The organism is Shewanella litoralis, assembly GCF_009828585.1.
GTDB classification, from domain to species: Bacteria; Pseudomonadota; Gammaproteobacteria; order Enterobacterales; family Shewanellaceae; genus Shewanella; species Shewanella litoralis.
Genome location: NZ_WSRZ01000001.1, coordinates 312,247 through 336,653, shown reverse-complemented (window position 1 = coordinate 336,653; position 24,407 = coordinate 312,247). Strand labels below are relative to the sequence as shown.

The window sequence follows — 24,407 nt, the reverse complement described above, 5'->3', positions numbered from 1 at the left end:
TGAAATAGCAGTGATTAAGCATCAAAGATAAGGATATTGCTGTGGGTTTAATTGAAATCTTAATTAATGCTGCTCTACAGGTTTGGTATATATTCCCTGTTATTTTATTGACCTATATCACCACAACACCTTGGTTTAAAGGTCTTTGGGGTGAGTTTCAGGTCAATATGTTACTCAAGAGATTACCGAAGAACGAGTATCACAGGCTTAAAAATATTACTCTGCCAACCGACAATGGCACCACTCAAATTGATCATATTGTCGTGTCTCAATTTGGAGTGTTTATTGTAGAAACAAAAAACATGAAAGGATGGATTTTCGGCTCAGCCAACGAAAAGCAGTGGACGCAGAAAATTTATCACTACTCATCTAAATTTCAAAATCCAATTCATCAAAATTATAAACATCTTAAAACACTAGAAGCGCTGCTCAATATCAATATTGATGCACTCTTTTCTGTGGTGGTATTTATCGGTAAGAGTGAGTTTAAAACGGATATGCCGGACAATGTCACTCATGCAAGTGGTTGCTTGTCATACATTCGTTCACATTCTGTTGAGTTACTGGATCCGCAGCAAGTTTTAGACATAATCAACAATATTGAATCTGGTTGTTTAGCGCGAGGGTTTGCAACAAACCAGGCTCATAAAGTGCATGTTAAAGAAATCATTAAGCAAAAAACTGACCAAAAGCTTTGCACAAAGTGTGGCTCATATATGGTGTTACGTGAAGCTAAAAAAGGCCAAAATGCAGGGTCTACATTTTGGGGCTGTTCAAGTTTTCCTAAATGCAGAGCGGTGGAAAAATTTAATTAACTGTTGTTTTGCTTATGGCCTGCGGCCACTGATGTTGTGGCGCTTCGCCCAGCTTTACACCCCATCTGTAACTGGATTAGCAAATGTCGGATAAATATCCGGCGTCAGCCATGTTTCCCACCTTTATGAAGTGTGTACAGTGTATCAAATCAGCTGTAATGTTTTTTGACATATTTTTAAGTTGAATCGGCTAATAAGTAAACTAAAGTTGTACGATTAATAAATCGTGAATGTTGTAATGTATTGAAATTAAAGTTTTTTATTTTTGTTGAATATTGAGCTCGCTTTGAACGCACAAGCTCGCTTTTATTTGTGAGTGGAGTTAAATAAAACTGCTTTACATCAATGAGATAGTAAATGTAGGATGATATTAATCAATAACTTAAAGGGTCGGCTTTAAATTTATTTGGTCGTTCAATGAGCTGTTAACTTTCAAGGAAGCCTTATGCCAGAGATGCCAGCATTTTGCGATAACTGTGGAGCTGTATTTGGTTCTGGTTTCGTATTTGAAAGCTGTAGGAACGTAACTCTAAGTGGAACTCAAGCTGGCCCTTGCCCAAACTGCGGCGGTATAGGGCATGTACCTGATGGCGTATATGATATTACTGGTAACGCTATAAAATTGCTGCAGGGTAGTATCAAGACCATTGAGCAGTTACAACAACTATCGGCTGTATTAGTTGAAGCGCAAAAGAAAAACCTATCAAAAGAACAAGTCCAAACAAATATTCAAGAAGCAGTGCCAGAGTTAACAGGTTTCGCTTCTGTATTGCCACAAACAAGATCTGAGTTGTACGGGTTTATCGGAATCATTCTAGCGGCTATTGGGTTACTAATTACGGCCTACGGAACGTTTAAAGATGAACCTGTCCCCGAAAAAGAGATAGAACACATTATTGAACGCTCAATTGAGAAATCAATTCAAAAATTAGCTCCGCCTAAGCCGCCAGCGCCAAAAAAGCAAAAGAGAAATGACCCTTGCGCTTGCGGAAGTGGTGTTAAATATAAAAAGTGCTGTTATTTGACAGCGTAAAAAGTTAACAAGCGCAATCACGAGGATCAATTTTCCGCAGCGCTAAAAATTGCCCGGTGTTGCGGGCGTTAGGCAGCAGTCAGAGGTAATATGAAGCTCTATCATTACATGGATGAATATTTTGGCTTGCAAAATTTAGCAAACCAACGAATTAAGGCTTCAACTTTTGACCGATTAAACGATCCCTTTGAACTTATTGGCATAGAAACTAGCGATCAAGATATTCGAGCCGCTCTAAAAGAAATGAAACGAAGAGTTGCTTCAAAGTTTGGTATTCTATGTTTCAGTAAAATTTGGTCGAACCCTGTCCAATGGGCTCATTATGCAGACAACCACAAAGGTTTATGTATTGAGCTTGAGCTCGCAGATAAAGATGATGCTAGAAAAGTTGATTACGTTTCAGAAAGGTTGGAAAGTAAATTAATAGCTGACCCCAATTTTCCACAAAAACTGTTACTATCTAAATTCAAACATTGGGAATACGAACAAGAATACAGATTAATCCGTGAGCTAATAAACTTTGATAAAGATAATGGTATTTTCTTTCAGCCGTTCAATTCAGATATTAAATTAACAAAAATTATCATCGGTTGTCAGTCAAATATTACTAGACATAGCCTAATGAAAATACTGAATGAAGCTGACCGTAATGTAGAGATTATATACGCTAGAGCAGCGTTTAAATCGTTCAAAATAGTAAAGCATAAAAACAAATAAAACTGTCTAACAAACGACTCTTGCGTCAACAGATTATTTATAATGTTTATGTACATTAATGAGTTACATCTAGCTTGCAAATGTCCAAATTCAACTCTGAACTTGAGGCCGTTGAAGAAAATGACGTGAGCTAGCCATGGATGGCGAGCTAGCTTTAGAGGGGAAGGGACGCCCCATCTGAAGCGTTAGCATTTTCGAATAAGGCCGAAGCCGATTCCAAATAGAGTTAAAAGCTGGATCTAACCACGTCGCGAAATTATCGCTTTTCAGATAATTTTGATGTGGCGGCTGGGAGTTCCAAGAGGGAACAGCCGTTGGTTTCCTCTTGGTCGGGTGTGGGCGAAGCGCCACGACGTTAGTGGCCGCAGGCCATAAAGAACAAAAAACACCTGGATCCCGGCTAAAAGCATTGCCGGGACGACGAGCGGGTTGCAACAGGCTTTTTGGCCCCAATCAGAGTATCCATTTCTTGAAATACCTTAATTCAACTCTGAACTTGAGGGTGTTGAAGACTTTTTACAAGTGAATACGTGAGCTGGCATAAGCAAATTTAGTCTAGTCGGGTCAGAGTGAACTTTACAAAAATTAAACTTAAACAACAGCTTACATAAATCTTTTGTGTCCATTAATAAGCTGAATTTCGCTTGTAAATGTCCAAATTCAACTCTGAACTTGAGGCCGTTGAAGACTTTTTACAAGTGAATACGTGAGCTAGCCATGGCCTTTCACGCACATCCATGTGCTTCAAGGCATTCAGGCATCCTGCCTATCAGAGCCAGCTAGCTTTAGAGGGGAAGGGTTGTTCCTTGGCATCTGACCCATATGGATATGGGAAATGTCATTATGATGTCGGGAACATCATTGACCATGCTACCACGACATTCGTGAATCCATTCACATCAGACTCCCATCTGAAGCGTTAGCATTTTCATTCTTTACCATAAAGAGGTGGCCGAAGCCGATTCCAAATAGAGTTAAAAGCTGGATTGATCCACGTCGCGAAATTATCGCTATTGTTTAGTAAAGAATGATAATTTTGATGTGGCGGCTGGGCCAATTCTTTTATAAAGAGTAAAGAGGGAACAGCCGTTGGTTTCCTCTTGGTCTGGTGTGGGCGAAGCGCCACGACGTTAGTGGCCGCAGGCCATAAATAAAAAAGCATTGCCGGGACGACGAACGGGTTGTTTGTCATGGTCAAGTTAACAGGCTTTTTTTCCAAATCAGAGTATTCATTTCTTTAAACACCTTAACTCAACGCCGGACTTGAGTGCTCAGAGTGCATGCGAGCATGTAAAGCTTTGGTGAACCGCAAAAAACCAGATGACATAAATTAACTAGAAAACATAAATGATATGTTGTAACATCTCGCTATTCGTCATTTGAAACCCGTTTTCAAAACCAGCTATTCAATACCCGTTATTCGAGATCATTATCATGACCCAAGTTAAAAAACTCCCTGTTACAGTGCTTTCTGGCTTTTTAGGTGCCGGCAAGACCACGGTGTTAAGCCATATTCTTAATAATCGTGAAGGCAAAAAAGTGGCGGTTATCGTTAATGATATGAGCGAAATTAACATTGATGCGTCGGTGGTTAAAAATGAGATCTCTCTCAATCGCAGCGATGAAAAGCTGATTGAAATGAGTAATGGCTGTATCTGCTGCACCTTACGTGAAGACCTGTTAGTCGAGGTGAGTCAGTTAGCAAAAGAGGGGCGATTTGATTATTTGATTATTGAATCAACTGGGATTTCTGAGCCTTTACCTGTCGCTGAAACATTCTCGTTTGCCGACGAAAATGGCGTGTCGCTGTCTGAGGTTGCCACCTTAGATACTATGGTGACGGTGGTTGATGCGGTGAATTTTTTAAAAGATTACGAAGAAGCGCAAGATTTACAGGCAACCAGCGAGTCTCTGGGTGAAGAAGACGACCGAAGCATTACCGATTTACTCATTGATCAAGTTGAGTTTGCCGATGTGTTGCTGATCAGTAAAACCGACTTAGTTGATGAGGCTGCGTTAAATAAGCTGACGGCGATTCTTAAGGTGCTTAATACCCGAGCGAAGATTATTCCGATTGCCGCAGGCAACATTAATATTGATGCGGTATTAAACACGGGCTTATTTAATTTTGAGCAGGCTCAACAAGCACCCGGTTGGCTAAAAGAAATGCGTGGCGAGCACATTCCAGAAACCGAAGAATACGGCATCAGTAGCTTTAATTTTACTGCGAGGCGGCCTTTTCATCCGCAAAAATTTCATCACTTTCTTCACAACACCGAACCCTTTGGTAAGTTAGTGCGCTCGAAAGGCTACTTTTGGCTAGCCACTCAGCCGCAGTTTGTTGGCCAGTGGAATCAAGCGGGTGGAATTGCTCACTATCATATTTCTGGCATGTTCTGGAAAGCTGTGCCCACTAAAGATTGGCCAACAGATGAAGAGTCGTTAGCGGCAATTAATGAGCAATGGCAGGAGCCGTTTGGCGACATGCGCCAGGAGTTAGTGTTTATTGGCCAGCAATTAGATAAAGCCGGCATGCTCCAGGCACTTAATGATTGCTTGTTATCTGATGACGAACTACTTAGAGGAAAAGACTACTGGCGCACGTTAAGTGACCCTTTTCCTCAATGGGAGGCTTAATATGCTTGCCTCTGTTGAGACACTCAATGAAGACAATACGATGATCCGCCAGCCTGTGAGTGGGGAGTCGGTTGATGTATTTCCAGCTATTTATCAGCAACAGACTAATATCGCCATTTGGCATCGTGAGATGCCTGAACAGTTAACATCGGCGGTTGACGAATTGTTGAAAACGTCGATTAAAAAGCAAGTTATTTTGAAAGTGTCAGAACAAGACGTGCACCAGCAGCTGTATGAAGCTTTTGAGCAAACAAATGCTGTGACTGTGCTTGCCGATGATATCGCGCAATTAGTGGCAATGTTTTGTTGTTTATTTGGTGTTGAGCATGCCGGGCTGAGGTTAACGGTTTTAGAGCATGCAATGTGTCCGCGTTTTCATGTTGATCGCATTCCTTGTCGGTTGATCACCACTTATCAGGGGGCGGCGACTCAGTGGTTGCAGCATGACGGTTTAAATCGAACTAAATTAGGCGCAGGAAGCCAAGGTTTGCCTGATGAGCAGTCTGGTTTGATGCCAGATGGTAGTCAAATCCAGCAACTTAATAGTGGTGATGTTGCACTGCTAAAAGGTGAAATGTGGGACGAACAACAAGGCGCAGGTTTGGTTCATCGTTCGCCACCTCTGGCAGAGGGTGAGTCTCGTTTATTGTTAACCCTAGACTTTATTCAATAAAGTGATACCTCGGTTTAGCCAGCTATAAAGGATGAGCAAATGAATGTTGGTTTTGTGGCGTTATGCATAACGTGTTTGAGTGCGGTGCTGCTTAGTTTGAGCAGCCCATTAGTTCATGCTGCAAATGTTCATACTCATGGCGTGTCGACGATGACCATTGCGGTTGATAACAACACTGTCGAGGTCACACTAACAACACCGACAGTTGACTTGGTGGGTTTTGAGCACACACTTAACGCTGAACCAGATAAGCGTGCGTTTGAGCAGATGAACACACAACTTGGCCAGGTGGATGATTTGTTTGTGCTTAATGGTGGTGCCTGCCAATTTGTGTCTCACACAGTGGATGCAATGAGCGTGGAGCACTCAGATCACCATGATGCCATCGAAGAGCATCTAGATGAACATACTGCTCAACAATTACATAGTGATGTGACAGCGTATTATCGGTTTAATTGTGAAAAAATGTCTGAGCTTTCGAGCATTACTGTTACAGTATTTGCACTTTTTCCTCGTATTCACCAGATACGCTCTATGTGGATTACCGATACTCAACAAGGTGCGGTGACGCTGAGCGATAAAAACAACATGATTAGTTTGAGATAACGCAATGAATAACATCGACACTATTATTGAACATGCTGAACAAAATTGTAAAAGCCATGGTTCACGCTTAACCACAAAGCGAAAACAAGTTTTATCTTTGCTTGTACAAACAAGTAAGGCGTTGTCTGCGTACGATTTAATTGATTTGTTTGTTAAAGAAAATGGCGAAAAAATACCGGCGATGTCGGTGTATCGAATCCTCGATTTTTTAGAAGCAGAACACTTAGTCCATAAGCTTAAATTGGCCAATAAGTATATTGCTTGCTCGCACATCACCTGCAAGCATGATCATGGTGTGCCACAGTTTTTAATTTGTAGTGTGTGTAATGTGGTAAAAGAAATTACCGTTAATAAATCAACGATTAATGAACTTAACCAGAGTGTGGAAAAGGCAGGTTTTAAATTAGTGAGCCCGCAGCTAGAAATCAATTGTATCTGTAATGATTGCTTAGCCACTGCGGCATAGCCTTCAAGAATAACTATCACTCAAACACTGTATTATCGAGCAAAGGATAAAGGTTTAGCCAACATGAGAGCCATACAAGCATTTACGGATAAATTTGCTATCACACTGTCATTTTTATGTGTTATCCACTGTGTGGTATTGCCATTTTTATTGGTGTTATTGCCTAGTCTGGGCGTGTGGCAGCTCGATAATGAAGCGTTTCATAGCTGGTTATTAATTGCCGTGCTCCCAGTGAGCCTGTATGCATTGGTCAGCGGTTATAAAAAGCATCAGCAATACCGATTTTTATTGATTGGAATAAGCGGATTATTGTTGTTGCTGTTTGCTGCAGTTTTTGGACACGATACGGTCGGTGAAGCGGGCGAAAAAGTATTAACGGTACTGGGGGCAACCTTGGTGGCTATTGCACATTGGGTTAACTTTACCCGTTGTAAACATGCGTCAAATTGTATCAATGGCATTAATGCTCAATGTGACTAATGCTTAATGAGACTAATGTTCAATCTCAATGTGCTTGCACAAACCACTCGTCAATCAAGTACCAAAAAATCAACAACCTGTAATCATGAGCCTCATTTATGAGGCCCAGGCTAACGCTTCTTTTCATGACCGTAAAATATAGCCAATGGTATCTTGCATAAAGTGCAGCGCCATTGGGGCGGTATTATTCTTCGGGATATTCGGTATACAGTTCAATCGATGTCATTTGCATGCTATAGGCTGCGGTGCCGAGTTGGTTTTCCATCATGGCAGATTTTAAGATGCCGGTAATCCAAAAGGGCTCATAAAGATCGGTTAACGACACCCCAACTGACGAGGTCACATATATCATTTGATTTGGCGGTGGTGGTGGCATGTGAATGCAGGCGCCAAAATAGGGCACTAAAAAAAATTGGCTGATGTTTTGCTGGTCATCAAATTCTAATGGCACGATAAATCCCGGTATTCTAATGGGTTGGTCTACCATTTCTTTGATGATGTTGGTTGAGATTAAGGCTTGTTGATAACTGTCATCATTGGCTGAGGTGAGGGCATTATAAACCTGATTACTCATGGTATCTTCAAGTGAGCCATCTTCAATCTCGTCAAGATAGTCTGGCGGATTGAGTAATGCATCTAAATCACTTTTAGGCATCAATTCAATCCATTCTACGGTTTTATAAGCAGGCTTTGGGGCTTGTTGTGCATCGCCTTTAGACACATTGGCCGAATGCGTTGAGACAACCTCATCATCTTGTGTGTGGGTGGTTGAGGCGGTTGATTGATTACAACCCATCGCTAGCATCATCAATGCCAACAAACCGCTGAGTGTGATTAATCGCAACATGGTGTATTTACCGTAAAAATAACTGCAATATATGAATGATACAATGTATCATAAATTTGTTGTAGTTATTTTAATGAGACGATAAACAATGAGCATTGTGTTGTCAGATGTCACTTTTCATTACCCAAAGCAAACATCAGCGGTGCTGAATATTTGCGCTTGGTCACTTGCCAAGGCTGAGCAGGCGTTTATTTATGGCCCTTCTGGCTGTGGTAAATCGACATTATTAGGCGTATTAAGCGGGATCTTACCCGTGTCATCTGGGCAATTAACTATGCTTGATCAGCGTATAGATGGCATGAATAGCCGGCAACGAAACCGATTTAGGGCCAATAACATTGGCTATGTTTTTCAGCAGTTCAATTTAATTCCCTATCTTAGTGCTATCGAAAACATTCGTTTAGCCAGTTACTTTGCCAATAAACTCTCCAATCATCAGCTTACTAATGACATTAATACCTTGCTGACAACCTTAAACATGCCATCGCAAGATTGGGGCGTTCCTGTGAGGCAGTTGAGTTTGGGGCAACAGCAACGCGTTGCGATTGCTCGGGCGTTGATCAATAAGCCGTCTGTGCTCATTGCTGACGAGCCAACATCATCATTAGACCATGCCAATCGTGATGCGTTTATGGCCTTGTTAATGTCAATTGTGGCAGAAAACAACCTCAGTTTGTTATTTGTCAGCCATGACATGTCGTTATCTCAATACTTCAATCGCGTTGAAGCTCTCAGTGATATTAATCAAGGCTAGGAATTGTTTATGTTTATAAAACTGGCTTTGAAAAGTATGGCGGCACGCAAAGGATCGGTATTACTTAGCGTGATGGCGATGACGATCAGCATTATGGTGTTATTGGGTGTAGAGCATATTCGACATCAAGCAAAAGTGAGTTTTGCTAATACCTTGTCGGGTGTGGATTTAATTGTAGGCGCCAGAACAAGCAGCGTTAATTTACTGCTGTATTCGGTATTTAGGGTGGGGTCGCCAACCAATAATATCAGCTGGCAATCATTTGAAACCATTGCCGCAAACCCTAAGGTAAAATGGGCTGTGCCTCTCTCTTTGGGGGATTCGCATAAAGGGTTTCGTGTTTTAGGGACTAACCAAGATTTTTTTCAGCAGGTTAAATATGGCCAACAACACGCACTAGAGTTTAATCAAGGCAGGGCATTTTCTGATGTGTACGATGTGGTATTAGGCTCAGCTGTGGCGGCTAAATTACACTATAAATTAGGCGATGAGTTAGTGTTAGCCCATGGTATTGCAGCCACCAGTTTTACGTTACACAAAAACAATCCTTTTACTGTTGTTGGTATTTTATCGCCCACGGGCACGCCAATTGATCATACTCTACATGTGAGTTTACAAAGTATCGAAGCGATACATGCCCAGCAATCGCAAGCGGTGAGTCAGCAGGCCATGTTGCAGCCGAGTCATATCACCGCTTTTATGTTGGGGTTAGAGTCAAAAATCACCACGTTTACAATGCAGCGAGATATTAATCAGTTTGCGGCTGAGCCATTAATTGCCATTTTGCCCGGTGTGGTGTTAGCGGAGTTATGGCAAATGATGAGCGTGCTAGAAAACACGCTCTTGGTTGTTTCTGTATTGGTATTTATGTCTGCTTGTTTGGGTGTATGTGCCATGTTGCTGGCCTCGGTGCGTGAAAGGCATTATGAAATTCGCTTACTACAAACAATAGGTGCGCCTGCACGCTTTTTGTTTTTATTGATTGCTGCCGAAGCCGCTTTTATTGCCATGTCGAGTATTATAGCGGCTGGAGTGATTTTGACTTTATGTTTAACACTGGCGCAAGATTATTTAATGACGCAATTTGGGTTAAACATCAGTGCCAATATATTCTCGATGAACAGTTTATATGTCATTGGCATCATCATGGTTATCTCTATAGTGGTCGCAGTCATTCCTTCGTTGAGTATGTCAAACCGCCAGCATTAGCAGCGAGTATTCGATGCTTATGGCCTTAGCCATTTTAATGATTGCTCGACTATATTCGATTATCTATGAATTGGCGTGAGGGCTATTAACCAATCCAACCGAGTACAAGCCACCATAGATAGTTGATTGGCATTAAGAAAACGATAGTAAACAGTGCGAGAGGCAAACTGAGTTTTAACAGTTGCGATATCGGTTCATTTGACATCTGCATCGCAAGAATTAATGGTGCGACCTGGTATGGAAATATCACCGTTGAAAAGCCAACCACTTGGGTCATTAACACTGCCGGCAGGCTAAAGCCTGTTGCCTGGGCTAATTCGGTTGCCATTGGGGTCAACACCGTAGGTACACCTTGTACAGTGGTCACTAAACTGGTGGCGGTTGCAATGAGAGACAGTGCCATATAGTTAGCAAAAGTGCCGCTAGATTCTCCTGGTAACAGGGTGGCAAACACATCACCAAGGGCTGCACCTATGCCCGATTCATTAACCAGCACACCTAATCCTAGCGCCGATGCCACAAACACAATCGTACTAAAATCAACACTGCTACTAAATGACTTAGCAGGCACTACGCCCCATTTGGGTAGCAGCAATATAATAGAGGTGACAAGGCCAACCCAGGCAGGGTTTACACCATGAATTGAGTCGGTTACCCAAAATAGCAACGTGATACCTAAGATGACAGCAACACGTATTTGTAGGTTTTTTTGCTGAGGGTCAATGTGTGACTCTGCAACATCATGGTTGGCATCTAGGTCAATTTTTGCCGGGAATACAAGTAATGTTGTGCCGATGATGGCAAAAGACTTCAACAGTCCCAATACCGGAAAGTGTAACCACAGGTATTCAGTATAGCCAAAATGGATGCCAAAAAGCGTTTCACTTGAACCACTTAAAATCATATTGGGAATGTTGGCAGGTAAAATCGCAAAACTGGGCATGTTACACGCGATGATTAAAGAGGTCACCACGCCTAAACGGCCATTACTGCCTTGGGCAAACCCCACCTGGTCGGCCAACGCGATACCAATGGGGATCAATACCACCGCACGGCCGATAGAAGATGGCATGATAAACCCGAGTAGCGCGGCGCTAAACACCAGGCCAAAAATGAGTCGAAAGTAGCTGCCTGTAAAGTGAGGTTCAATTAACGACGCCAGAGTCTTTCCAAGCCCTGAAATTGAAATAGCAGTACCGATAACAAACCCAGAAATAATCAACCAAACCGCGGTTGAACCAAAGCCTGCAAACAGCACGCTTGGTTCTAGTAGCTTTAAGATAATTGTCAGTGCAAAAAATATCAGTGCAGTCAGGTAAGGCGGAATAAGGCCTGTGCTCCAGCCCACCAGGGTCATTAGCACCACCGCCGCACTGTAGGAAAAGTTAACCGGAAAATCTGCCATAGGGAAGGCAAACAACCATGCTGCAATGGTGAGCGCAAAGGTAATGATGATGTTTTTCACCGGAATTTTACTGACCATCTGCTAGTACCTTATTGTTTAAATATTGATTAAAAAAAACTGGATGCGTACTATAATTGAGTTTTGTTGGCGTAAAAAGGTAGATATGTGACAATGAGTGTTCCTAAGGCGACATTACTTCCACCCACACAGATTGGTTATATTCTCGACCCTTCTCGTCCGGTACTCACTCACAGTCGCAGCGTGCTCGCTGAGATTTCATTAAAATCACATTCTCATCCAAGAGGCCAGCTTTTATGGGCGTCACAAGGTGTGATGAAAATAACCAGCGAAGGCACTGTGTGGGTGGTGCCATCATCTCATGCTGTGTGGATCCCTAGTATGGTGGAGCATCAGGTGAGGGCAGAGACAGAAACCGAAATGCGTAATCTGTATATCGATCCAAGCTATGCCGTTAGGTGCGAGCAAAGTGGCGTGGCGATGTTAAAAATGACCCCATTATTACGTGAGCTGATACTGAAACTCGTTAAACACGCTAACACACTCGCACTCGACCCTATGGCGCGATTAGGGTTGGTCATTATTGACGAAATTGAAGCCCTAGAGGGGTCTGAAATCTCGCTTCCTGCAGGCGATGACCCAAGATTAAATCATTTAATTAATTACATTATTAATGACCCCACTCACGAGGCCTCACTCACTGAGCTAGCCAAGATTGTTGGTGCGAGTGTGCGCACCATTGAGCGACTCTTTAAAGCACAAACCGGCATGACTTATCGACAATGGCGCAGCCGATATCGGTTGATGAACTCGTTAGAATATTTAACGCAAACGACAAGCACTAGCCGTGTTGCTTACGAGCTAGGCTATAAAAGTGTCAGTAGTTTTATTGCTGCATTTAAAGAGATGTTTGGCTGCTCGCCACAAGAATATCTGAGCAAGAAAGATTATCGCTTACCCAGATCGTGAATAAGTGTTTCACGGATTAATTCAGCTGGCTGATGAAGGCGTTTTTTTGGATGGGCGATATTTTATACTAACTTGGCTTTGCAGTGGTCAGCAAAACAGGCAACGCGTTACCATTGCCTGTACAGGTTTAGCCTAGTGTTATTTTGCCGCCAAACCAAACTGCAGTAAGGCGTTTTCAGCCACTTCTACACCATATTCTTGTACAAAGTGACCAGCCTCAGCTATTTTCATTGGCTCTGGGCAGCCTTTAATCACTCCTTTTAATGCCATCATTGCTGGCTCGCCTAAGATGACGTCTTTCATGCCGATGGCCATAAAGCTCTCGCCTTCCCAGGTTTGAGATAAAAACTCGATAGCACGTAAACCGTATTTGACCGCATCATCATTGGCATCGGTTGGGATCATTTGCGGGAAACGTCTTACGCCTGCTTTATAACTGTTATCTGGAAATGGCGCATCATAGGCGATAACATCCATCACATTGACGGCCGCGCCAGCATCACAAGCAATCAATCCACCGACTGGCATTTCTGGTATTGCCGCTGTAAATGACATCCATTGTATCGTCGACTCAGACAAAGGTTGTCCATTGCTAACGCCAGTGTTCATCACAATAAGCTTTTTAAATCTGTCTTGCATGTCCATTGGGATGGTTAGCCCTAAAAAGCCGCCCCAGTCCTGACACACAAGAACGATATTTTTAAGGTCTAGACGCTCAATTAAGCGCATTATGCTGTCACGATGAAATGTAAAGTGGTAAGTGGCATCATCTACAGGCTTGTCAGAACGGCCAAAACCAAACAAGTCAGGTGCAACAACACGATGCCCTGCTTGGGTAAATACCGGGATCATTTTGCGGTATAAATAGCTCCATGTTGGCTCGCCATGTAAACACAAAAAGGTGTATTCCGCTGATTTATCGCCTTCATCAATATAAGCCATACGTAATGACTCAAAGCCTGCTAAATCTTCTACATATTGAGGTTGAAAAGGAAATGCCGGTAATACAGAAAAACGAGATTCTGGTGTTCTAAGTGCCTTAATTGTCATGATATTGCCCTCGTAAAATAAAAATTAATCTGCTAAATCTCTGTCCTGTTACATTCATACTGCCTTTGATAAATAAGCATGACGCAACAAGATCCATCGCTGAAATAAACACAAATACGTTAGGTCCAAACCCCTAGTAGGCTGCATATACCAGGGTAATAACCGAACTAAATCCGCCCACACAATCATTGTCGCCAGACTGTTGATATCAGCCGTCGCCCATCACAATGCAGCGCCTGTAAATATTAAAAAAGCCGCTAAAACCAATGTAAAAATAAAGGTATCAGGGTTTAAATCTATTTTGAAGCGTTCACTTCATAATGTGGCGATTATGAAACGATCACTTTAGAATGTCAATGCAATAAATTGACATTTTGAAGTGATGACTTCAAAATGGTGTTACAAATTTAATGTGGAAGAATATTTAAGTGAAAGCCGGACGAAAAAGAGCGTTTGATAAAAATGAAGTGATCGATAAAGCAATGCGCTTGTTTTGGCAAAATGGTTACTCTGGCACTTCTGTTGCCATGCTATCTGCTGAGCTTGGCTTAAATACTTCAAGTTTATACGCCACCTTTGGCTCTAAAGAGCAGTTATTTAAAGATGCGCTGCACCACTATATTGAGCAATACGTAGAACCCAATTACGCCCAATTACAACCCACCTCTACCGCCTCGTTAAAAACACAATTACAAGCATGTTTTCATGGTCTTATAACTTTATTCACCAATGACGAAACACCAAAAGGCTGCTTGTTGGTTAAAAGTGTTAATGAGTCTGACAGTGTGGCGTTTCCGCAAGAGGCGCTTACGTTTATAAGAGAGTCTGGGATAAAGAATGTCACAAGGCTGGTCACACTCATGGGAGCAAAAATAGATAACGCCGATTTGCCTGAGGGGCAAACAGCACAAACGCTGGCTAAATACTTGCTTAGCGTTAGCTATGGCTTAGCGGTACAAGCTAAATCAGGCCACCCAGCTTCGGCCCTTTATCCGGTATTTGATTATGCGTTACTCTCAATCCCTGAGAGTAAATAACTTTGTAAAGCGTGTTGGCATTAATTCGGCTCGTGAGTGCATCAATACGTAAACTGATCCGCACACATTAGCTCGCCGTCACTGGGCGGCAGCGGGTGATGACATGCTTGTGGCGTTTGATTTTTTTACACACTTGCTTTGTGTCTTTTGCATTGGTGTTTTGCATGTAAGCGCCGCGAGCGCTTAAGCTTTGTGGCTCAGAGTTTGTGGTATCTGTGCTGTGTAAAAGTGTGCAGCCAGATAACAATATTGCGAAGGCTGTGATGATAAAAATTTTCATAGGGTATTCCTAAATATTCCTAACTATTAGTCAATTGGCAAGAATTGACTGATTAAATAAGCAATTTGTTCATGGGGAGCAATTCTGTTTTACTCCCCACTCTTAGGTGCTTAAGCGTCTACAAAAATCACTTCACCCGTAATAAAACCATCGACAGAACGTTCAAATGCTTTGCCAACTAATTTGCCTGGCACTGGCTCAAACCCTGGCATCATTTCGCCATACACATCCCATGCTTCAGTTAACACCGTTGGGTTGACCACATTGATGCGGGTGTTTCTTGGCATTTCATAGGCGACGCACTTTACAAAGGTATCAATGGCGCCGCTGGTGGTGGCATCGGCAATCGCAAACGGAATAGGCTTAACATTTAATATGCCGCTGATTAGGGTAAATGAGCCGCCATCAGCAATGTATTTTTGGCCAATCCGTACCAGGTTAATTTGGCCCATCATTTTGCTCATGACAGTGGTCATCCACTGCGCTTCTGTCATGTCTACAAATGGCGCATATTCACAAACGCCCACCGTATTAACCACAGCATCAAAGTGACCGACTTTTGTATATAGATCTTCAATCGACTGCTCATTGGTAATATCGACAATGTGGTCGACGTTGCCAGAGCGGCCCGCGGTGATGACCTTATGCTTACCTAAACCAGATAACGCTGCTTGACCCATTTTGCCTAGCGCACCAATTAAAATGACTGTTTTCATGTTTGTTTCCACTTGTTGAGTTAACTTGATGGGATGAACTTTAACGACCGGCTTAAACAAATTGAAACAATAGTTAATTGTGAGTGATACAAGCTATAATTGTTAGCTAGCTTTTGGTTAACTGCGTTTGGGGGAATTGTGAGTAAATTAGACAGATTAGACTTAAAGCAATTGAGGGTTTTTCAGGCGCTGGTGCGTGAGGAAAATGCCTCTAAAGCTGCAAGCCAGCTTGGGATGACTCAACAAGCGGTGAGTGAGCATTTAAAGAAATTGCGCGATGTTTTTGATGACCGGTTGTTTGTTAGGAAAACCAATGGTTTTGTACCGACACCTTTTGCACAGGAGTTGTCGATAAACGTCGATAAGCTGTTGATAGATTTTAACTCACTTATCGCCACTAAAACCTTTGTGCCACATAAGGCCAAAGGTACTTTTGTGATTTCTGCGACTGATTATGCGCAGCAAGTTATTTTGCCTAAGCTGATTGCCAAACTAAGAGAACAAGCCCCCAATTTAAAGCTGATAGTGCGAGATTTTGAGATAGATAAACTGCATGAGCAGATGGAAAGCGGAAAGGTCAATTTAGCCATCGCGTTTCCTGATTATATTCCTGAGAGTTATCGGGTGATTACACTGTTTGAAGAGCACCATGTATGTGTAACATCAACCCATTCAAGCATCTCGAAAACCACACCGTCGTTAGCACAAATTGCTCAATACCCTACGATTATTGCCTCACCATCGCGGCCCAATTTTAAAGGCTCTATCGATGACTGGTTTGCACAATTTGGCTTGCAACGTAACGTTGTAGTGTCTGCTCCGTGTTTTTCGGTGGTGCCTATGTACCTAGAAACAACCGACTCCATTGCTTTTTTACCCTCACGAGCAATTAAAGGGTTAGATGTCGTGACTCTTGAGCTGGAGCAATCGCCAGAGAGCTTTGATGTGATTGCCGCTTGGCATCCGCGTTACCACGACGACCCGCTGCACAAGTGGGTGATATCGTTACTTGATGTTGAATAATGAGCTGAGTTAGCAGAGTATCAACAGTATGTGGATCATAGCTAAAATACATACAATGTGCGGATAAACATAAAATATTACGCGTCTTTTGCAAATAAATACGTCTTAATTAACCTGTTATACCAATTCCATTAATTATAGTGATAAATATTGGGGCGATATTATTATGTTGGCAGAATGGCAAAACCATAAAGCGCAGCTTCGGGCCTATGTGACCAAACGTATCGATGATGTTGATGCTGTCGATGATATTTTGCAAGATGTGTACATTAAAGCCAGCGTTAATTTACATCAATTGAAGTCTGCAGGCAGTTTAAAAGGGTGGTTATACCGTATTGCTCATAACACCTTGATGGACTTTTACCGGGCCCGGCAACATTTTGATGAATTGCCTGACAATTTAGTCGCACAAGAGCAAGATACCGGAGCGGAGGCGCGTGCAGAGCTCGCCGAATGCTTACGGCCATTGATTGATGAGCTGCCTGAAAAGTACAGTATCCCATTACGTTTAGCCGAGTTAGAGGGCATGCCACAACAGCAGATCGCCGATCAACTTGGTTTGTCACTTTCTGGCGCCAAAAGTCGTGTGCAACGAGGCCGAGTTAAATTTCGCGAACAGCTAATGGCTTGCTGTGATTTTGAAATTAATGAGCACGGTATTTCAGGCTATTCAGCAAAAGATCCTACGCGACAGTGTCGATAAAACGTCTCATGATGAGGTGATTAAAGGCGCATGATCTTAATTACGCCTTATTACTTGCACCGCAGTAATCGTGTCGAATATGTCAGATATCGCTCATTGATGGGTGTGATGGTATTAATCAACTAACGCTAACGAGTCCAAAATACCCTGGCCACTGTGGATGCCACCTTCACCTTCGTTAGCGGGTTTGCTGCGGACTAAATAACCGGCATATCCATCTAACGTTGTAGCAGGTACATTAATAAAGGTGACCGTAAACAGCCCAATTTCGCTGACAAGATTATCAATATAGGTTTGTTTGCTGTCTCGTATTGCCATGGTCGGCACTTCGCGCTCACGCGGGTATAAGCGTTGCATTAATGCCCAGGCGTCGTATTCTTTAGCTGGAAGTTGCTTGAGTTTACGACTGATGTCGTCACCAAAAATACAATGGCCACCGCCTTCGCCTTGGTTTTTTAAGACCCATTGTTGTTTATTGGCTGTGGTGTTAAACCACGCAATGGTGTCTGTATTCACGGGTTTCATCTCTGCTAATACACTTTTTATCAGTATGGCTTCTTCAATACTGAGCCCCCAACGCACATAGTCAGTAGCAGGCATCATTGTCAGCAACATTTGAATTGTTTTGCTGGTGGCTAATTGCTGGCTGATGGTAGCGTTCATGGCAACATTATGTAGCTCTATAAATAGGCGTGTTTGACTTAATGTGTGGCAACACTCGTGTTGGTCCATGTCGGGAGCATAGTAGTCAGAGTACTGATATCCCGCTCGTAAATAGACCACATCAATGCCACCAACATCTTGTAATATCAGCCGCTGATGTTCACCGCTAGAAAGCTCAGTGCTAAGTTGTTCAAAAGTGCGTCTAACGGTGCGTATACCGAGTCGTTGCAGCTCAATTTCAAGCAAATGCTGGTCATACACATTATCTTCATTTTTTTGTATCACCATCAAAAATGTCGGTTTACCTGAGTCGCCAGCCTCATTTTTCACCTTAAATGCGGCAACCGCGATGCCAGAGGCCAATTGGGTGAGTGCAGTATTTTTTTCAGGTATTGCCGATGGGTTTTCGGTCCAAGCTTGATACGTGTGTGGCCACTGTTGTTGAATATACTGGTGTAATTCTGTCGCTTTTTGGCCAAATGGCGCCATGCCAGCGGCAATACCATTGAACTCAACGACTTTAGCGCCGTTTTGTTCATCATCCATATAGTCGGTACGCATCAACAGTAGCGGCTGACGTACAACGCTCTTTCGGTTATTGGTATCACCATGGGCTTGATGATGTAGTTGGATTAAATGGCCAAAAAACGGATCGGCTTTCGCGACATCACTGAGTGAGGCTTGCAAAAAATCATGGTCTTCTGACACACGATTAATGAGTTTAGCCACCATTGGGGTAACGTTGCGCAAATGCTGATATACATCGAGTTTCATGGTCATGGGTGCAATGCTAAATGGGCAATGTCGTGCGCTGTTATCAGCTTGGCGAAATGCGACACCGTGCATAATTGCCCACTCGCAGGTATCTTCAATGACTTGTTGTGCTATCACAGTATTCTCACTATTTAAAATGGTTAACCTTTACAGACATCCACCTATCAATCGATAACAGAATCACTTTCACAAAGTGATATATTAACGTGGTGATAATCGTTTTTACTCGGTATAAGACGAGATAGCATGCTAAAAGACGCAAAAAGATGGGAAGTTAGGCTGTGTCTTTGTAAGACATGGTTTTCGTCTAAGTTTGGCAGTATGGTGATGAGTCGAGAAGGTTTAACATTAAGGAGTGTGACATGAGTGACAAAATGAGTGAGTCTGCATTACAGGCATTGAAAATTGCGTTTACTTACATGCCAAAAGCAATTGAAGTGACTAAGTATGAATATGGTGATAATTACCAAAAAACATTAGATCATATTGAAACCGTTAGAGAAATGTTATTGATCAATGATGTCGACCCAGAAGAGGTTTACGGCGACATTAATCCTGAAAGCACACCTAATTCAACGTATTGATTGCATGAGGTTGAGCATGGCTGGTAAGCGCAGCCCATCGTTAACTCTGATGAATGCATTAATAACTACGCTATTGGTATTAATTGGATATGCAGCCAACGTTTTGGTCATAACCCAAGATTTTTTGCTAACCCGATAAACGGTGATGGATTTTTGAAGCACAGTGAATTTAATCAATTATGTGGAGCTTTACCTGCATCAACTTATGTTATGCAATGGGGAGATTCGCACGTTTGGAAAGTGGCTGGTAAGGTATTTGCCATTGGTTTTACGGCTAAAAATGGCGACCCGGCATTCACATTCAAAACCTCACCGTTAAATTATGAATTTTTAAAAAATAATGATGGTTATCATCCGGCGCCTTATTTTGCTAGCCGTGGGATGAAGTGGATCCAGCAAATAGAGACATCGGGTAGGTTAGATGAAGAGCTCACCTATTATTTAGCGCAATCCTACCGTATTGTTGTTTCAGGTCTGAGTAAAAAAAAGCAATCTGAATTGGGCTTGCTTCTAAATTAGACTTGCAGTTAAGCAAGCCATCTTAAAATGAGTTGCCTCTGCTCACTATGTTGATGAGTAAGCTGTTTGTTCTTATCACCATCACCATCAATTATGCCGCGGCAGACTTATTCAACGTGGTATTTCTGCCGCCACCGAACCCGCATATTGCACACAATAGCGCAGCAATAATGCATAACCACAACGGCGCTTCCCAGCTACCTGTTGAGGTATGAAGTGCTCCCGCCATCATAGGGCCTACCGCCGCTAATAAATAACCGACACTTTGTGACATACCAGAAAGCGAAGCCGCTTGATGCGGATCATCTGTGCGTAAACTAATAAACGACAGCCCCAAAATAAAACAGCCTCCAGAACAAAATCCCAACATAATCGTCCAGAAAAACGCAAAATCAGGCATGTATAACAAGCCTATTGCGGAGCTGGCGCTGAGTAATCCTAAAATAAAGCTCAGCGCACTCTGATCTTTTAACTTAGCCAACAGTGGGATTAATACCAGGCCGGGTAGCGCAGTCGCAATTTGAAAGGCGCCATGATATGCCCCAGCTTCAACCGCTGAGTGGCCGGTTTCTGTCAATATGCTGGGTAGCCAGGTAATGATGATATAAGTCAAAAATGAGTTTAAGCCGAGCAACAAGGTAATTTGCCATGCTAATAAATAGCGCCATACACTTTTTGATGATGGCGAAAATTGCGACATGCTCGCAGGTTTAGTGTGCTTGCCTAATTGTGCTGTCCACACAATTAACCCCGCGACCGCTAACATTGCCGACGAGCCCAATGCCAATTGCCAACCTAAACCATTAAACTGACTCAACGGAAACACCAACGCAGAAAAACCACCCGATGCCATGCCCATGGTGAGAACATAAGCAGAGGTCATGAGTGCTACTTTGGTGGCAAAATCTCGTTTGATTAAACTCGGTAATAGCACGTTTGCAATGGCAATACCGACACCAATAACCGCAGTGCCTACAAATAACATAATTGATGAGTCGATAAACCTCGCCAAAATACCAAATAAAATCAGTATTAACGCGGCAAACAAGGCATGTTCTAGGCCTTGTCTTCTGGCAAACATGGCTGCCATAGGGGAAACAATTGCAAAGGCGATAAGCGGAAGTGTGGTGATAAAACCTGCCTGTGAACCGCTTAGTGTGTAGTGATTAATAATTTGTTCTAACACAGGGGCAATGCCGGTAAACGGCGCGCGTAAATTAGCCGCAATCAGTAAGATACCCATCACCAGTATTACACCGGAGAAGCGCGATTGCGGTTTGCTATTATCGGTTTGTAACGTCATTTGCTGCTTTAGATTTCACTTAATAATGCCCGACAGTATAAAGATTTGCCCGCTGAGATAATTTAGCTATAGTGACATTAAATATCTCAAAACGGACAAGTCTATGTTTAAGCCTGTAGGGTGGGATGAGATCAGCGATTTTGAATCGATGCCACAACCTGTCATCGCTAAAATTGAACAAGCTTGTGCCAGCCATGAAATCCCGTTACACACTCACCCTAAAGGTCAGTTAATTTTTGCTTTGCACGGTTACGTGACCTGTGAAGTATCGGCAAAAATGTGGATGGTGCCAACCCATAGCGCTATTTGGATCCCGGCAAATAAACTACACAGTAATCGCGCCTCAGATAACGCACAACTGTGTCATGTGTTTATTGATAGCAACATGCAAGGCATGCCGCAACATACTTGCACCTTGGCGATTATGCCCTTAGTTAAAGAGTTGATGTGCCAACTTGCAGGGTGTGATCAACATTACGACTTAACCAGTAAAACCGCGCGTTTAGCTCAAGTGTTATTTGATCAGTTGAGTGACATGCCGATTCAGCACCTAGATGTTGTGCTGTCAAAAAATGCTGTGATTCAGGCTATGAGCCAACAACTGATAAGCCAACCGAGCGATAGAAAAACCTTGCCGCAATGGGCCGATGAGTTTGCATTAACAGAACGCACCCTGGCACGATTAATCAAAAAAGAAACCGGCATGACATTTGGAAAGTGGCGCACCCAAATTGATATTATTACCGCACTGCAAGCATTATCAGACAAGAAAAGTGTCCAACATGTATCTGAGTTGTTAGGTTACGAGTCAGTAAGTGCCTTTATCACTATGTTTAGAAAAGTCATGAAACACCCACCGATGAAATACATGAACGAGCTAAATGCTTATTAACTCCCGCTAAATAACATTAATAATGTAACGAGTTAGCTGGTTTTTCTGCGGCATAGGCTAGGATTTGGGCTTTAACTAATTCAGCCCATTTATTAGCAATATAAGAGGGCTGAAAAGCCAGAAAAAACTCGGTTTGACTTATTTTGTCGTCAAATACATGCAGCAATTGACGGTTAGTTTTATCAATAAAATACTCGGCTAAAATAGCAATGCCTGCATCGGCCATAATAGCTTGATAAATCCCAAAGCTGTTGTTGATGACTTGTCTATTTTGATGCTGGGCAAACTGTGTGTTGTGCGCCGAAAATAGTGTTTCCCAAGTATTACTTTTCGTTGCATTTCTCACGATTAACCTGTGCTGTTGCTGTAATTGAGCAAAGGTGGTGATGTTTTGCTGTGCCGCATAACGTTGGCTGCAAATGAGTTTATTTTTAACAGATAAAAGCGGTAAGTAAGTTAATTCAGGTTCATCGGTATTATTGCGTATTGAAAAATCAAAACGACTCTTTTTAAGGTCGACCAGGTTATCACTGAGATCAAGATTTACAATAAGTTCTGGTTGGTTTGTGGTGTTTTGTCCTAGCGTTTTTTGGCCTAGCATCGCTAAGGCTGGCGTGATCAGCTTTACCCCAAGGTCTACCGGCGCCGTTAATTCTATTTTGGTGGTGTGTTGACTCAGCTGGGTGTCCGATACGACTTGATTAAAGTTACGCTCAAGGACGATATACTCGTGATAAAGCTTCGCCCCTTTTTCGGTTAACGCGACTTTACTGCCTTGCCCTCTAGCGAAAAGCTTAAAGCCTAGTTTGTCTTCTAAGGATTTTATCTGATAGCTGATTGAAGACTGTGTTACTGCCAGTTCTGTTGCGGCATTTGAAAAGCTTAAGTGTTTAGCCACAGCCGAGAAGTAGGGTAAATGATTCGCTAAGTGTTTAAGCATAAAAATATTCGATACATTTATAAAATATATTCATTTTATTTATTTAGCTTGCTTAGGGCAATATAACGTTATCAAAAAGACTTGGAATCATTATGCCTTCACTTAAAAACAATATTTATGCCGTGACACTGTTATTTATTTTTAATGGTTGTTTGTTTGGCTCATGGGCGGCAAAAGTGCCCTTTTTTAAACAGTCATTCGGCTTAGATGAACAGACACTATCGATATTTTTATTACTACTGGCATTGGGCGCTGTGGTGTCGTTTCCTTTGGCGGGAAAGCTCAGTGATAAACTGGGCGTGCAAGCGGTGTCTAAGTTAGCTTATGTGTTGTATCCCATTCCTTTTATTAGCCTAGCACTAAGCAGTAATAGCATTGCATTGGCGGTTTCATTGTTCTGTTTTGGTTTTTTACATGGCGCCATGGATGTGGTGATGAATAGTTGGGCAGCCAAAACCGAGTCCTTGTCTAACCGTAAGCTGATGCCGTTTTTTCATGCAATGTTTAGTTTAGGTGCTGGTATTGGAGCGGCTGGGGCGGTGTTGTTTATTTGGGCCGGTGCGAGTACGTTGATGCATTTTGTCATTGTCAGCGCCTTGTTTGTGCCGTTTTATATGTTGTTTCATCAATCTGGGCTTATCACTCTGGTTGCAGCATCGACTCAAGCAAGCTCAGCCACGAGTCATGCTACGTTACCCAAGGTGTTTTTGGTGTCTATTGGCTTAATTGCCATGTCTTGTGCATTAGGCGAGGGCGCCATTGCCGATTGGAGCGCGGTGATTATGCGTCAGGCGTTTGCCACAGACATGAGCTTTGCTGCCTGGGCTTATGCTGTGTTTTCGATTTTCATGGTGTTGGCAAGGTTATTGGGCCATGTGTTTATCGAAAAGTGCGGTGTGAGTCAGACGGTGAGAGGCTGTGCCTTGTTCAGTTTGGTTGGCGTGTTAATCATCATTTTGGTGCAGTCGCCCGCGCTAGCCTTAGTGGGGTTTGCCTTGATGGGGATTGGCTATTCGGTGGTTGTGCCTTTGGTGTTTTCAAAGGCGGCATCCATTAATGAGCATAAATCGGGTGTTGCTATCGCATTTGTGGCAGCTTTTGCTTACGGTGGAATGTTGTGCGGCCCGGTTGTTATCGGTGTGCTTGCACATCACACCTCGTTAAAGGAGGCGTTATATTTACTGGCTATTTTACCGGTATACATCTTTATTACGGCTTATTTATTGTCGCCCAAATACCGCATAAGCTAACGATTTAAGCCCTCTTAACGCCATGCGCAGTGTGTATGGCGTAA

General features: G+C 42.7%; 26 protein-coding genes. 18 read left to right on the top strand and 8 right to left on the bottom strand.

Going from position 1 to position 24,407, the window contains the following annotated elements:
* Positions 1-41: 41 nt before the first annotated feature.
* The 8 genes from GQA99_RS01585 to GQA99_RS01550 all read left to right on the top strand — a co-directional run bounded on the left by GQA99_RS01585 (position 42) and on the right by GQA99_RS01550 (position 7,427).
* Positions 42-815 carry a nuclease-related domain-containing protein gene (locus GQA99_RS01585; protein ID WP_160052091.1) on the top strand — a complete coding sequence of 258 codons (774 nt, stop codon included), beginning with the start codon at positions 42-44 and terminating at the stop codon, positions 813-815.
* 445 nt (positions 816-1,260) lie between these two features.
* A complete protein-coding gene (locus tag GQA99_RS20865) occupies positions 1,261-1,848 on the top strand; it encodes an SEC-C metal-binding domain-containing protein (RefSeq protein WP_206194556.1) in 588 nt (195 codons plus the stop codon).
* Positions 1,849-1,938: 90 nt separating this feature from the next.
* Positions 1,939-2,565, top strand: coding sequence for a DUF2971 domain-containing protein (locus GQA99_RS01575; protein ID WP_160052090.1), 627 nt, complete (start codon positions 1,939-1,941; stop codon positions 2,563-2,565).
* Positions 2,566-3,999: 1,434 nt separating this feature from the next.
* The gene (zigA, locus tag GQA99_RS01570; protein ID WP_160052089.1) at positions 4,000-5,202 is read left to right on the top strand and encodes a zinc metallochaperone GTPase ZigA; all 1,203 of its coding nucleotides are present in this window, start codon (positions 4,000-4,002) and stop codon (positions 5,200-5,202) included.
* Between the two features lies 1 nt (position 5,203).
* Positions 5,204-5,875, top strand: coding sequence for a DUF1826 domain-containing protein (locus tag GQA99_RS01565; protein WP_160052088.1), 672 nt, complete (start codon positions 5,204-5,206; stop codon positions 5,873-5,875).
* A gap of 39 nt (positions 5,876-5,914) precedes the next feature.
* Complete coding sequence (locus tag GQA99_RS01560; protein WP_160052087.1) at positions 5,915-6,481, top strand: ZrgA family zinc uptake protein; 567 nt, start codon at positions 5,915-5,917, stop codon at positions 6,479-6,481.
* Positions 6,482-6,485: 4 nt separating this feature from the next.
* Positions 6,486-6,947 (top strand): Fur family transcriptional regulator, encoded by a 462-nt coding sequence (locus tag GQA99_RS01555; protein WP_160052086.1) that lies wholly within the window; start codon positions 6,486-6,488, stop codon positions 6,945-6,947.
* 63 nt (positions 6,948-7,010) lie between these two features.
* Positions 7,011-7,427: a MerC domain-containing protein gene (locus GQA99_RS01550; protein WP_160052085.1), complete on the top strand. Its 417-nt coding sequence runs from the start codon at positions 7,011-7,013 to the stop codon at positions 7,425-7,427.
* 184 nt (positions 7,428-7,611) lie between these two features.
* Here GQA99_RS01550 and GQA99_RS01545 read toward each other — a convergent pair whose 3' ends face one another.
* Positions 7,612-8,274, bottom strand: coding sequence for a DUF3299 domain-containing protein (locus GQA99_RS01545; protein ID WP_229785808.1), 663 nt, complete (start codon positions 8,272-8,274; stop codon positions 7,612-7,614).
* A gap of 88 nt (positions 8,275-8,362) precedes the next feature.
* Here GQA99_RS01545 and GQA99_RS01540 point away from each other — a divergent pair, with 88 nt between their 5' ends.
* Complete coding sequence (locus tag GQA99_RS01540; RefSeq protein ID WP_160052084.1) at positions 8,363-9,028, top strand: ABC transporter ATP-binding protein; 666 nt, start codon at positions 8,363-8,365, stop codon at positions 9,026-9,028.
* 9 nt (positions 9,029-9,037) lie between these two features.
* On the top strand, positions 9,038-10,237 hold the full coding sequence (locus tag GQA99_RS01535) for an ABC transporter permease (RefSeq protein ID WP_160052083.1): 1,200 nt from the start codon (positions 9,038-9,040) through the stop codon (positions 10,235-10,237).
* A gap of 85 nt (positions 10,238-10,322) precedes the next feature.
* On the opposite strand, the gene GQA99_RS01530 is transcribed toward GQA99_RS01535, so the two are convergent.
* Entirely contained in the window at positions 10,323-11,720 is a 1,398-nt protein-coding gene (locus tag GQA99_RS01530; RefSeq protein WP_160052082.1) for an SLC13 family permease, read from the bottom strand.
* Positions 11,721-11,813: 93 nt separating this feature from the next.
* On the opposite strand from GQA99_RS01530, the gene GQA99_RS01525 reads away from it, so the two are divergent.
* Complete coding sequence (locus tag GQA99_RS01525; RefSeq protein ID WP_229785807.1) at positions 11,814-12,629, top strand: AraC family transcriptional regulator; 816 nt, start codon at positions 11,814-11,816, stop codon at positions 12,627-12,629.
* Positions 12,630-12,767: 138 nt separating this feature from the next.
* Here GQA99_RS01525 and GQA99_RS01520 read toward each other — a convergent pair whose 3' ends face one another.
* Positions 12,768-13,679, bottom strand: coding sequence for a haloalkane dehalogenase (locus GQA99_RS01520; RefSeq protein WP_160052080.1), 912 nt, complete (start codon positions 13,677-13,679; stop codon positions 12,768-12,770).
* Positions 13,680-14,107: 428 nt separating this feature from the next.
* Between GQA99_RS01520 and GQA99_RS01515 the strand changes: the two genes are divergently transcribed.
* On the top strand, positions 14,108-14,716 hold the full coding sequence (locus tag GQA99_RS01515) for a TetR/AcrR family transcriptional regulator (protein WP_160052079.1): 609 nt from the start codon (positions 14,108-14,110) through the stop codon (positions 14,714-14,716).
* Between the two features lie 67 nt (positions 14,717-14,783).
* Here the strand turns inward: GQA99_RS01515 and GQA99_RS01510 are convergent, their stop codons facing one another.
* Positions 14,784-14,996: a hypothetical protein gene (locus GQA99_RS01510; protein ID WP_160052078.1), complete on the bottom strand. Its 213-nt coding sequence runs from the start codon at positions 14,994-14,996 to the stop codon at positions 14,784-14,786.
* A 110-nt stretch (positions 14,997-15,106) separates the two neighbouring features.
* Complete coding sequence (locus tag GQA99_RS01505; protein WP_160052077.1) at positions 15,107-15,712, bottom strand: short chain dehydrogenase; 606 nt, start codon at positions 15,710-15,712, stop codon at positions 15,107-15,109.
* 138 nt (positions 15,713-15,850) lie between these two features.
* Between GQA99_RS01505 and GQA99_RS01500 the strand changes: the two genes are divergently transcribed.
* A complete protein-coding gene (locus GQA99_RS01500) occupies positions 15,851-16,735 on the top strand; it encodes a LysR family transcriptional regulator (protein ID WP_160052076.1) in 885 nt (294 codons plus the stop codon).
* 166 nt (positions 16,736-16,901) lie between these two features.
* Entirely contained in the window at positions 16,902-17,438 is a 537-nt protein-coding gene (sigZ, locus tag GQA99_RS01495) for an RNA polymerase sigma factor SigZ (protein ID WP_160052075.1), read from the top strand.
* A 114-nt stretch (positions 17,439-17,552) separates the two neighbouring features.
* Here sigZ and GQA99_RS01490 read toward each other — a convergent pair whose 3' ends face one another.
* Entirely contained in the window at positions 17,553-19,013 is a 1,461-nt protein-coding gene (locus GQA99_RS01490) for a glutathione synthase (protein WP_206194560.1), read from the bottom strand.
* A 224-nt stretch (positions 19,014-19,237) separates the two neighbouring features.
* On the opposite strand from GQA99_RS01490, the gene GQA99_RS01485 reads away from it, so the two are divergent.
* Together GQA99_RS01485 and GQA99_RS01480 are read left to right on the top strand one after the other, a co-directional pair.
* Positions 19,238-19,459 (top strand): penicillin-binding protein, encoded by a 222-nt coding sequence (locus GQA99_RS01485; protein WP_160052074.1) that lies wholly within the window; start codon positions 19,238-19,240, stop codon positions 19,457-19,459.
* Between the two features lie 153 nt (positions 19,460-19,612).
* Entirely contained in the window at positions 19,613-19,978 is a 366-nt protein-coding gene (locus GQA99_RS01480) for an MmcQ/YjbR family DNA-binding protein (RefSeq protein ID WP_160052073.1), read from the top strand.
* Positions 19,979-20,069: 91 nt separating this feature from the next.
* Here GQA99_RS01480 and GQA99_RS01475 read toward each other — a convergent pair whose 3' ends face one another.
* Entirely contained in the window at positions 20,070-21,281 is a 1,212-nt protein-coding gene (locus GQA99_RS01475; protein WP_160052072.1) for an MFS transporter, read from the bottom strand.
* A gap of 103 nt (positions 21,282-21,384) precedes the next feature.
* On the opposite strand from GQA99_RS01475, the gene GQA99_RS01470 reads away from it, so the two are divergent.
* Positions 21,385-22,173: an AraC family transcriptional regulator gene (locus GQA99_RS01470; protein ID WP_160052071.1), complete on the top strand. Its 789-nt coding sequence runs from the start codon at positions 21,385-21,387 to the stop codon at positions 22,171-22,173.
* 16 nt (positions 22,174-22,189) lie between these two features.
* Here the strand turns inward: GQA99_RS01470 and GQA99_RS01465 are convergent, their stop codons facing one another.
* Positions 22,190-23,113, bottom strand: a complete 924-nt coding sequence (locus tag GQA99_RS01465; protein ID WP_160052070.1) for a LysR family transcriptional regulator — start codon at positions 23,111-23,113, stop codon at positions 22,190-22,192.
* A 92-nt stretch (positions 23,114-23,205) separates the two neighbouring features.
* Here GQA99_RS01465 and GQA99_RS01460 point away from each other — a divergent pair, with 92 nt between their 5' ends.
* Positions 23,206-24,363: an MFS transporter gene (locus tag GQA99_RS01460; protein WP_160052069.1), complete on the top strand. Its 1,158-nt coding sequence runs from the start codon at positions 23,206-23,208 to the stop codon at positions 24,361-24,363.
* Positions 24,364-24,407: the final 44 nt, after the last annotated feature.

Bases quoted from the DNA above. Each gene is read 5' to 3' on its own strand.
- GQA99_RS20865 (WP_206194556.1), top strand. From the start codon at position 1,261: ATGCCAGAGATGCCAGCATTTTGCGATAACTGTGGAGCTGTATTTGGT.
- GQA99_RS01575 (WP_160052090.1), top strand. From the start codon at position 1,939: ATGAAGCTCTATCATTACATGGATGAATATTTTGGCTTGCAAAATTTA.
- zigA (WP_160052089.1), top strand. From the start codon at position 4,000: ATGACCCAAGTTAAAAAACTCCCTGTTACAGTGCTTTCTGGCTTTTTA.
- GQA99_RS01565 (WP_160052088.1), top strand. From the start codon at position 5,204: ATGCTTGCCTCTGTTGAGACACTCAATGAAGACAATACGATGATCCGC.
- GQA99_RS01560 (WP_160052087.1), top strand. From the start codon at position 5,915: ATGAATGTTGGTTTTGTGGCGTTATGCATAACGTGTTTGAGTGCGGTG.
- GQA99_RS01555 (WP_160052086.1), top strand. From the start codon at position 6,486: ATGAATAACATCGACACTATTATTGAACATGCTGAACAAAATTGTAAA.
- GQA99_RS01550 (WP_160052085.1), top strand. From the start codon at position 7,011: ATGAGAGCCATACAAGCATTTACGGATAAATTTGCTATCACACTGTCA.
- GQA99_RS01545 (WP_229785808.1), bottom strand. From the start codon at position 8,274: ATGTTGCGATTAATCACACTCAGCGGTTTGTTGGCATTGATGATGCTA.
- GQA99_RS01540 (WP_160052084.1), top strand. From the start codon at position 8,363: ATGAGCATTGTGTTGTCAGATGTCACTTTTCATTACCCAAAGCAAACA.
- GQA99_RS01535 (WP_160052083.1), top strand. From the start codon at position 9,038: ATGTTTATAAAACTGGCTTTGAAAAGTATGGCGGCACGCAAAGGATCG.
- GQA99_RS01530 (WP_160052082.1), bottom strand. From the start codon at position 11,720: ATGGTCAGTAAAATTCCGGTGAAAAACATCATCATTACCTTTGCGCTC.
- GQA99_RS01525 (WP_229785807.1), top strand. From the start codon at position 11,814: ATGAGTGTTCCTAAGGCGACATTACTTCCACCCACACAGATTGGTTAT.
- GQA99_RS01520 (WP_160052080.1), bottom strand. From the start codon at position 13,679: ATGACAATTAAGGCACTTAGAACACCAGAATCTCGTTTTTCTGTATTA.
- GQA99_RS01510 (WP_160052078.1), bottom strand. From the start codon at position 14,996: ATGAAAATTTTTATCATCACAGCCTTCGCAATATTGTTATCTGGCTGC.
- GQA99_RS01505 (WP_160052077.1), bottom strand. From the start codon at position 15,712: ATGAAAACAGTCATTTTAATTGGTGCGCTAGGCAAAATGGGTCAAGCA.
- sigZ (WP_160052075.1), top strand. From the start codon at position 16,902: ATGTTGGCAGAATGGCAAAACCATAAAGCGCAGCTTCGGGCCTATGTG.
- GQA99_RS01485 (WP_160052074.1), top strand. From the start codon at position 19,238: ATGAGTGACAAAATGAGTGAGTCTGCATTACAGGCATTGAAAATTGCG.
- GQA99_RS01475 (WP_160052072.1), bottom strand. From the start codon at position 21,281: ATGACGTTACAAACCGATAATAGCAAACCGCAATCGCGCTTCTCCGGT.
- GQA99_RS01470 (WP_160052071.1), top strand. From the start codon at position 21,385: ATGTTTAAGCCTGTAGGGTGGGATGAGATCAGCGATTTTGAATCGATG.
- GQA99_RS01465 (WP_160052070.1), bottom strand. From the start codon at position 23,113: ATGCTTAAACACTTAGCGAATCATTTACCCTACTTCTCGGCTGTGGCT.
- GQA99_RS01460 (WP_160052069.1), top strand. From the start codon at position 23,206: ATGCCTTCACTTAAAAACAATATTTATGCCGTGACACTGTTATTTATT.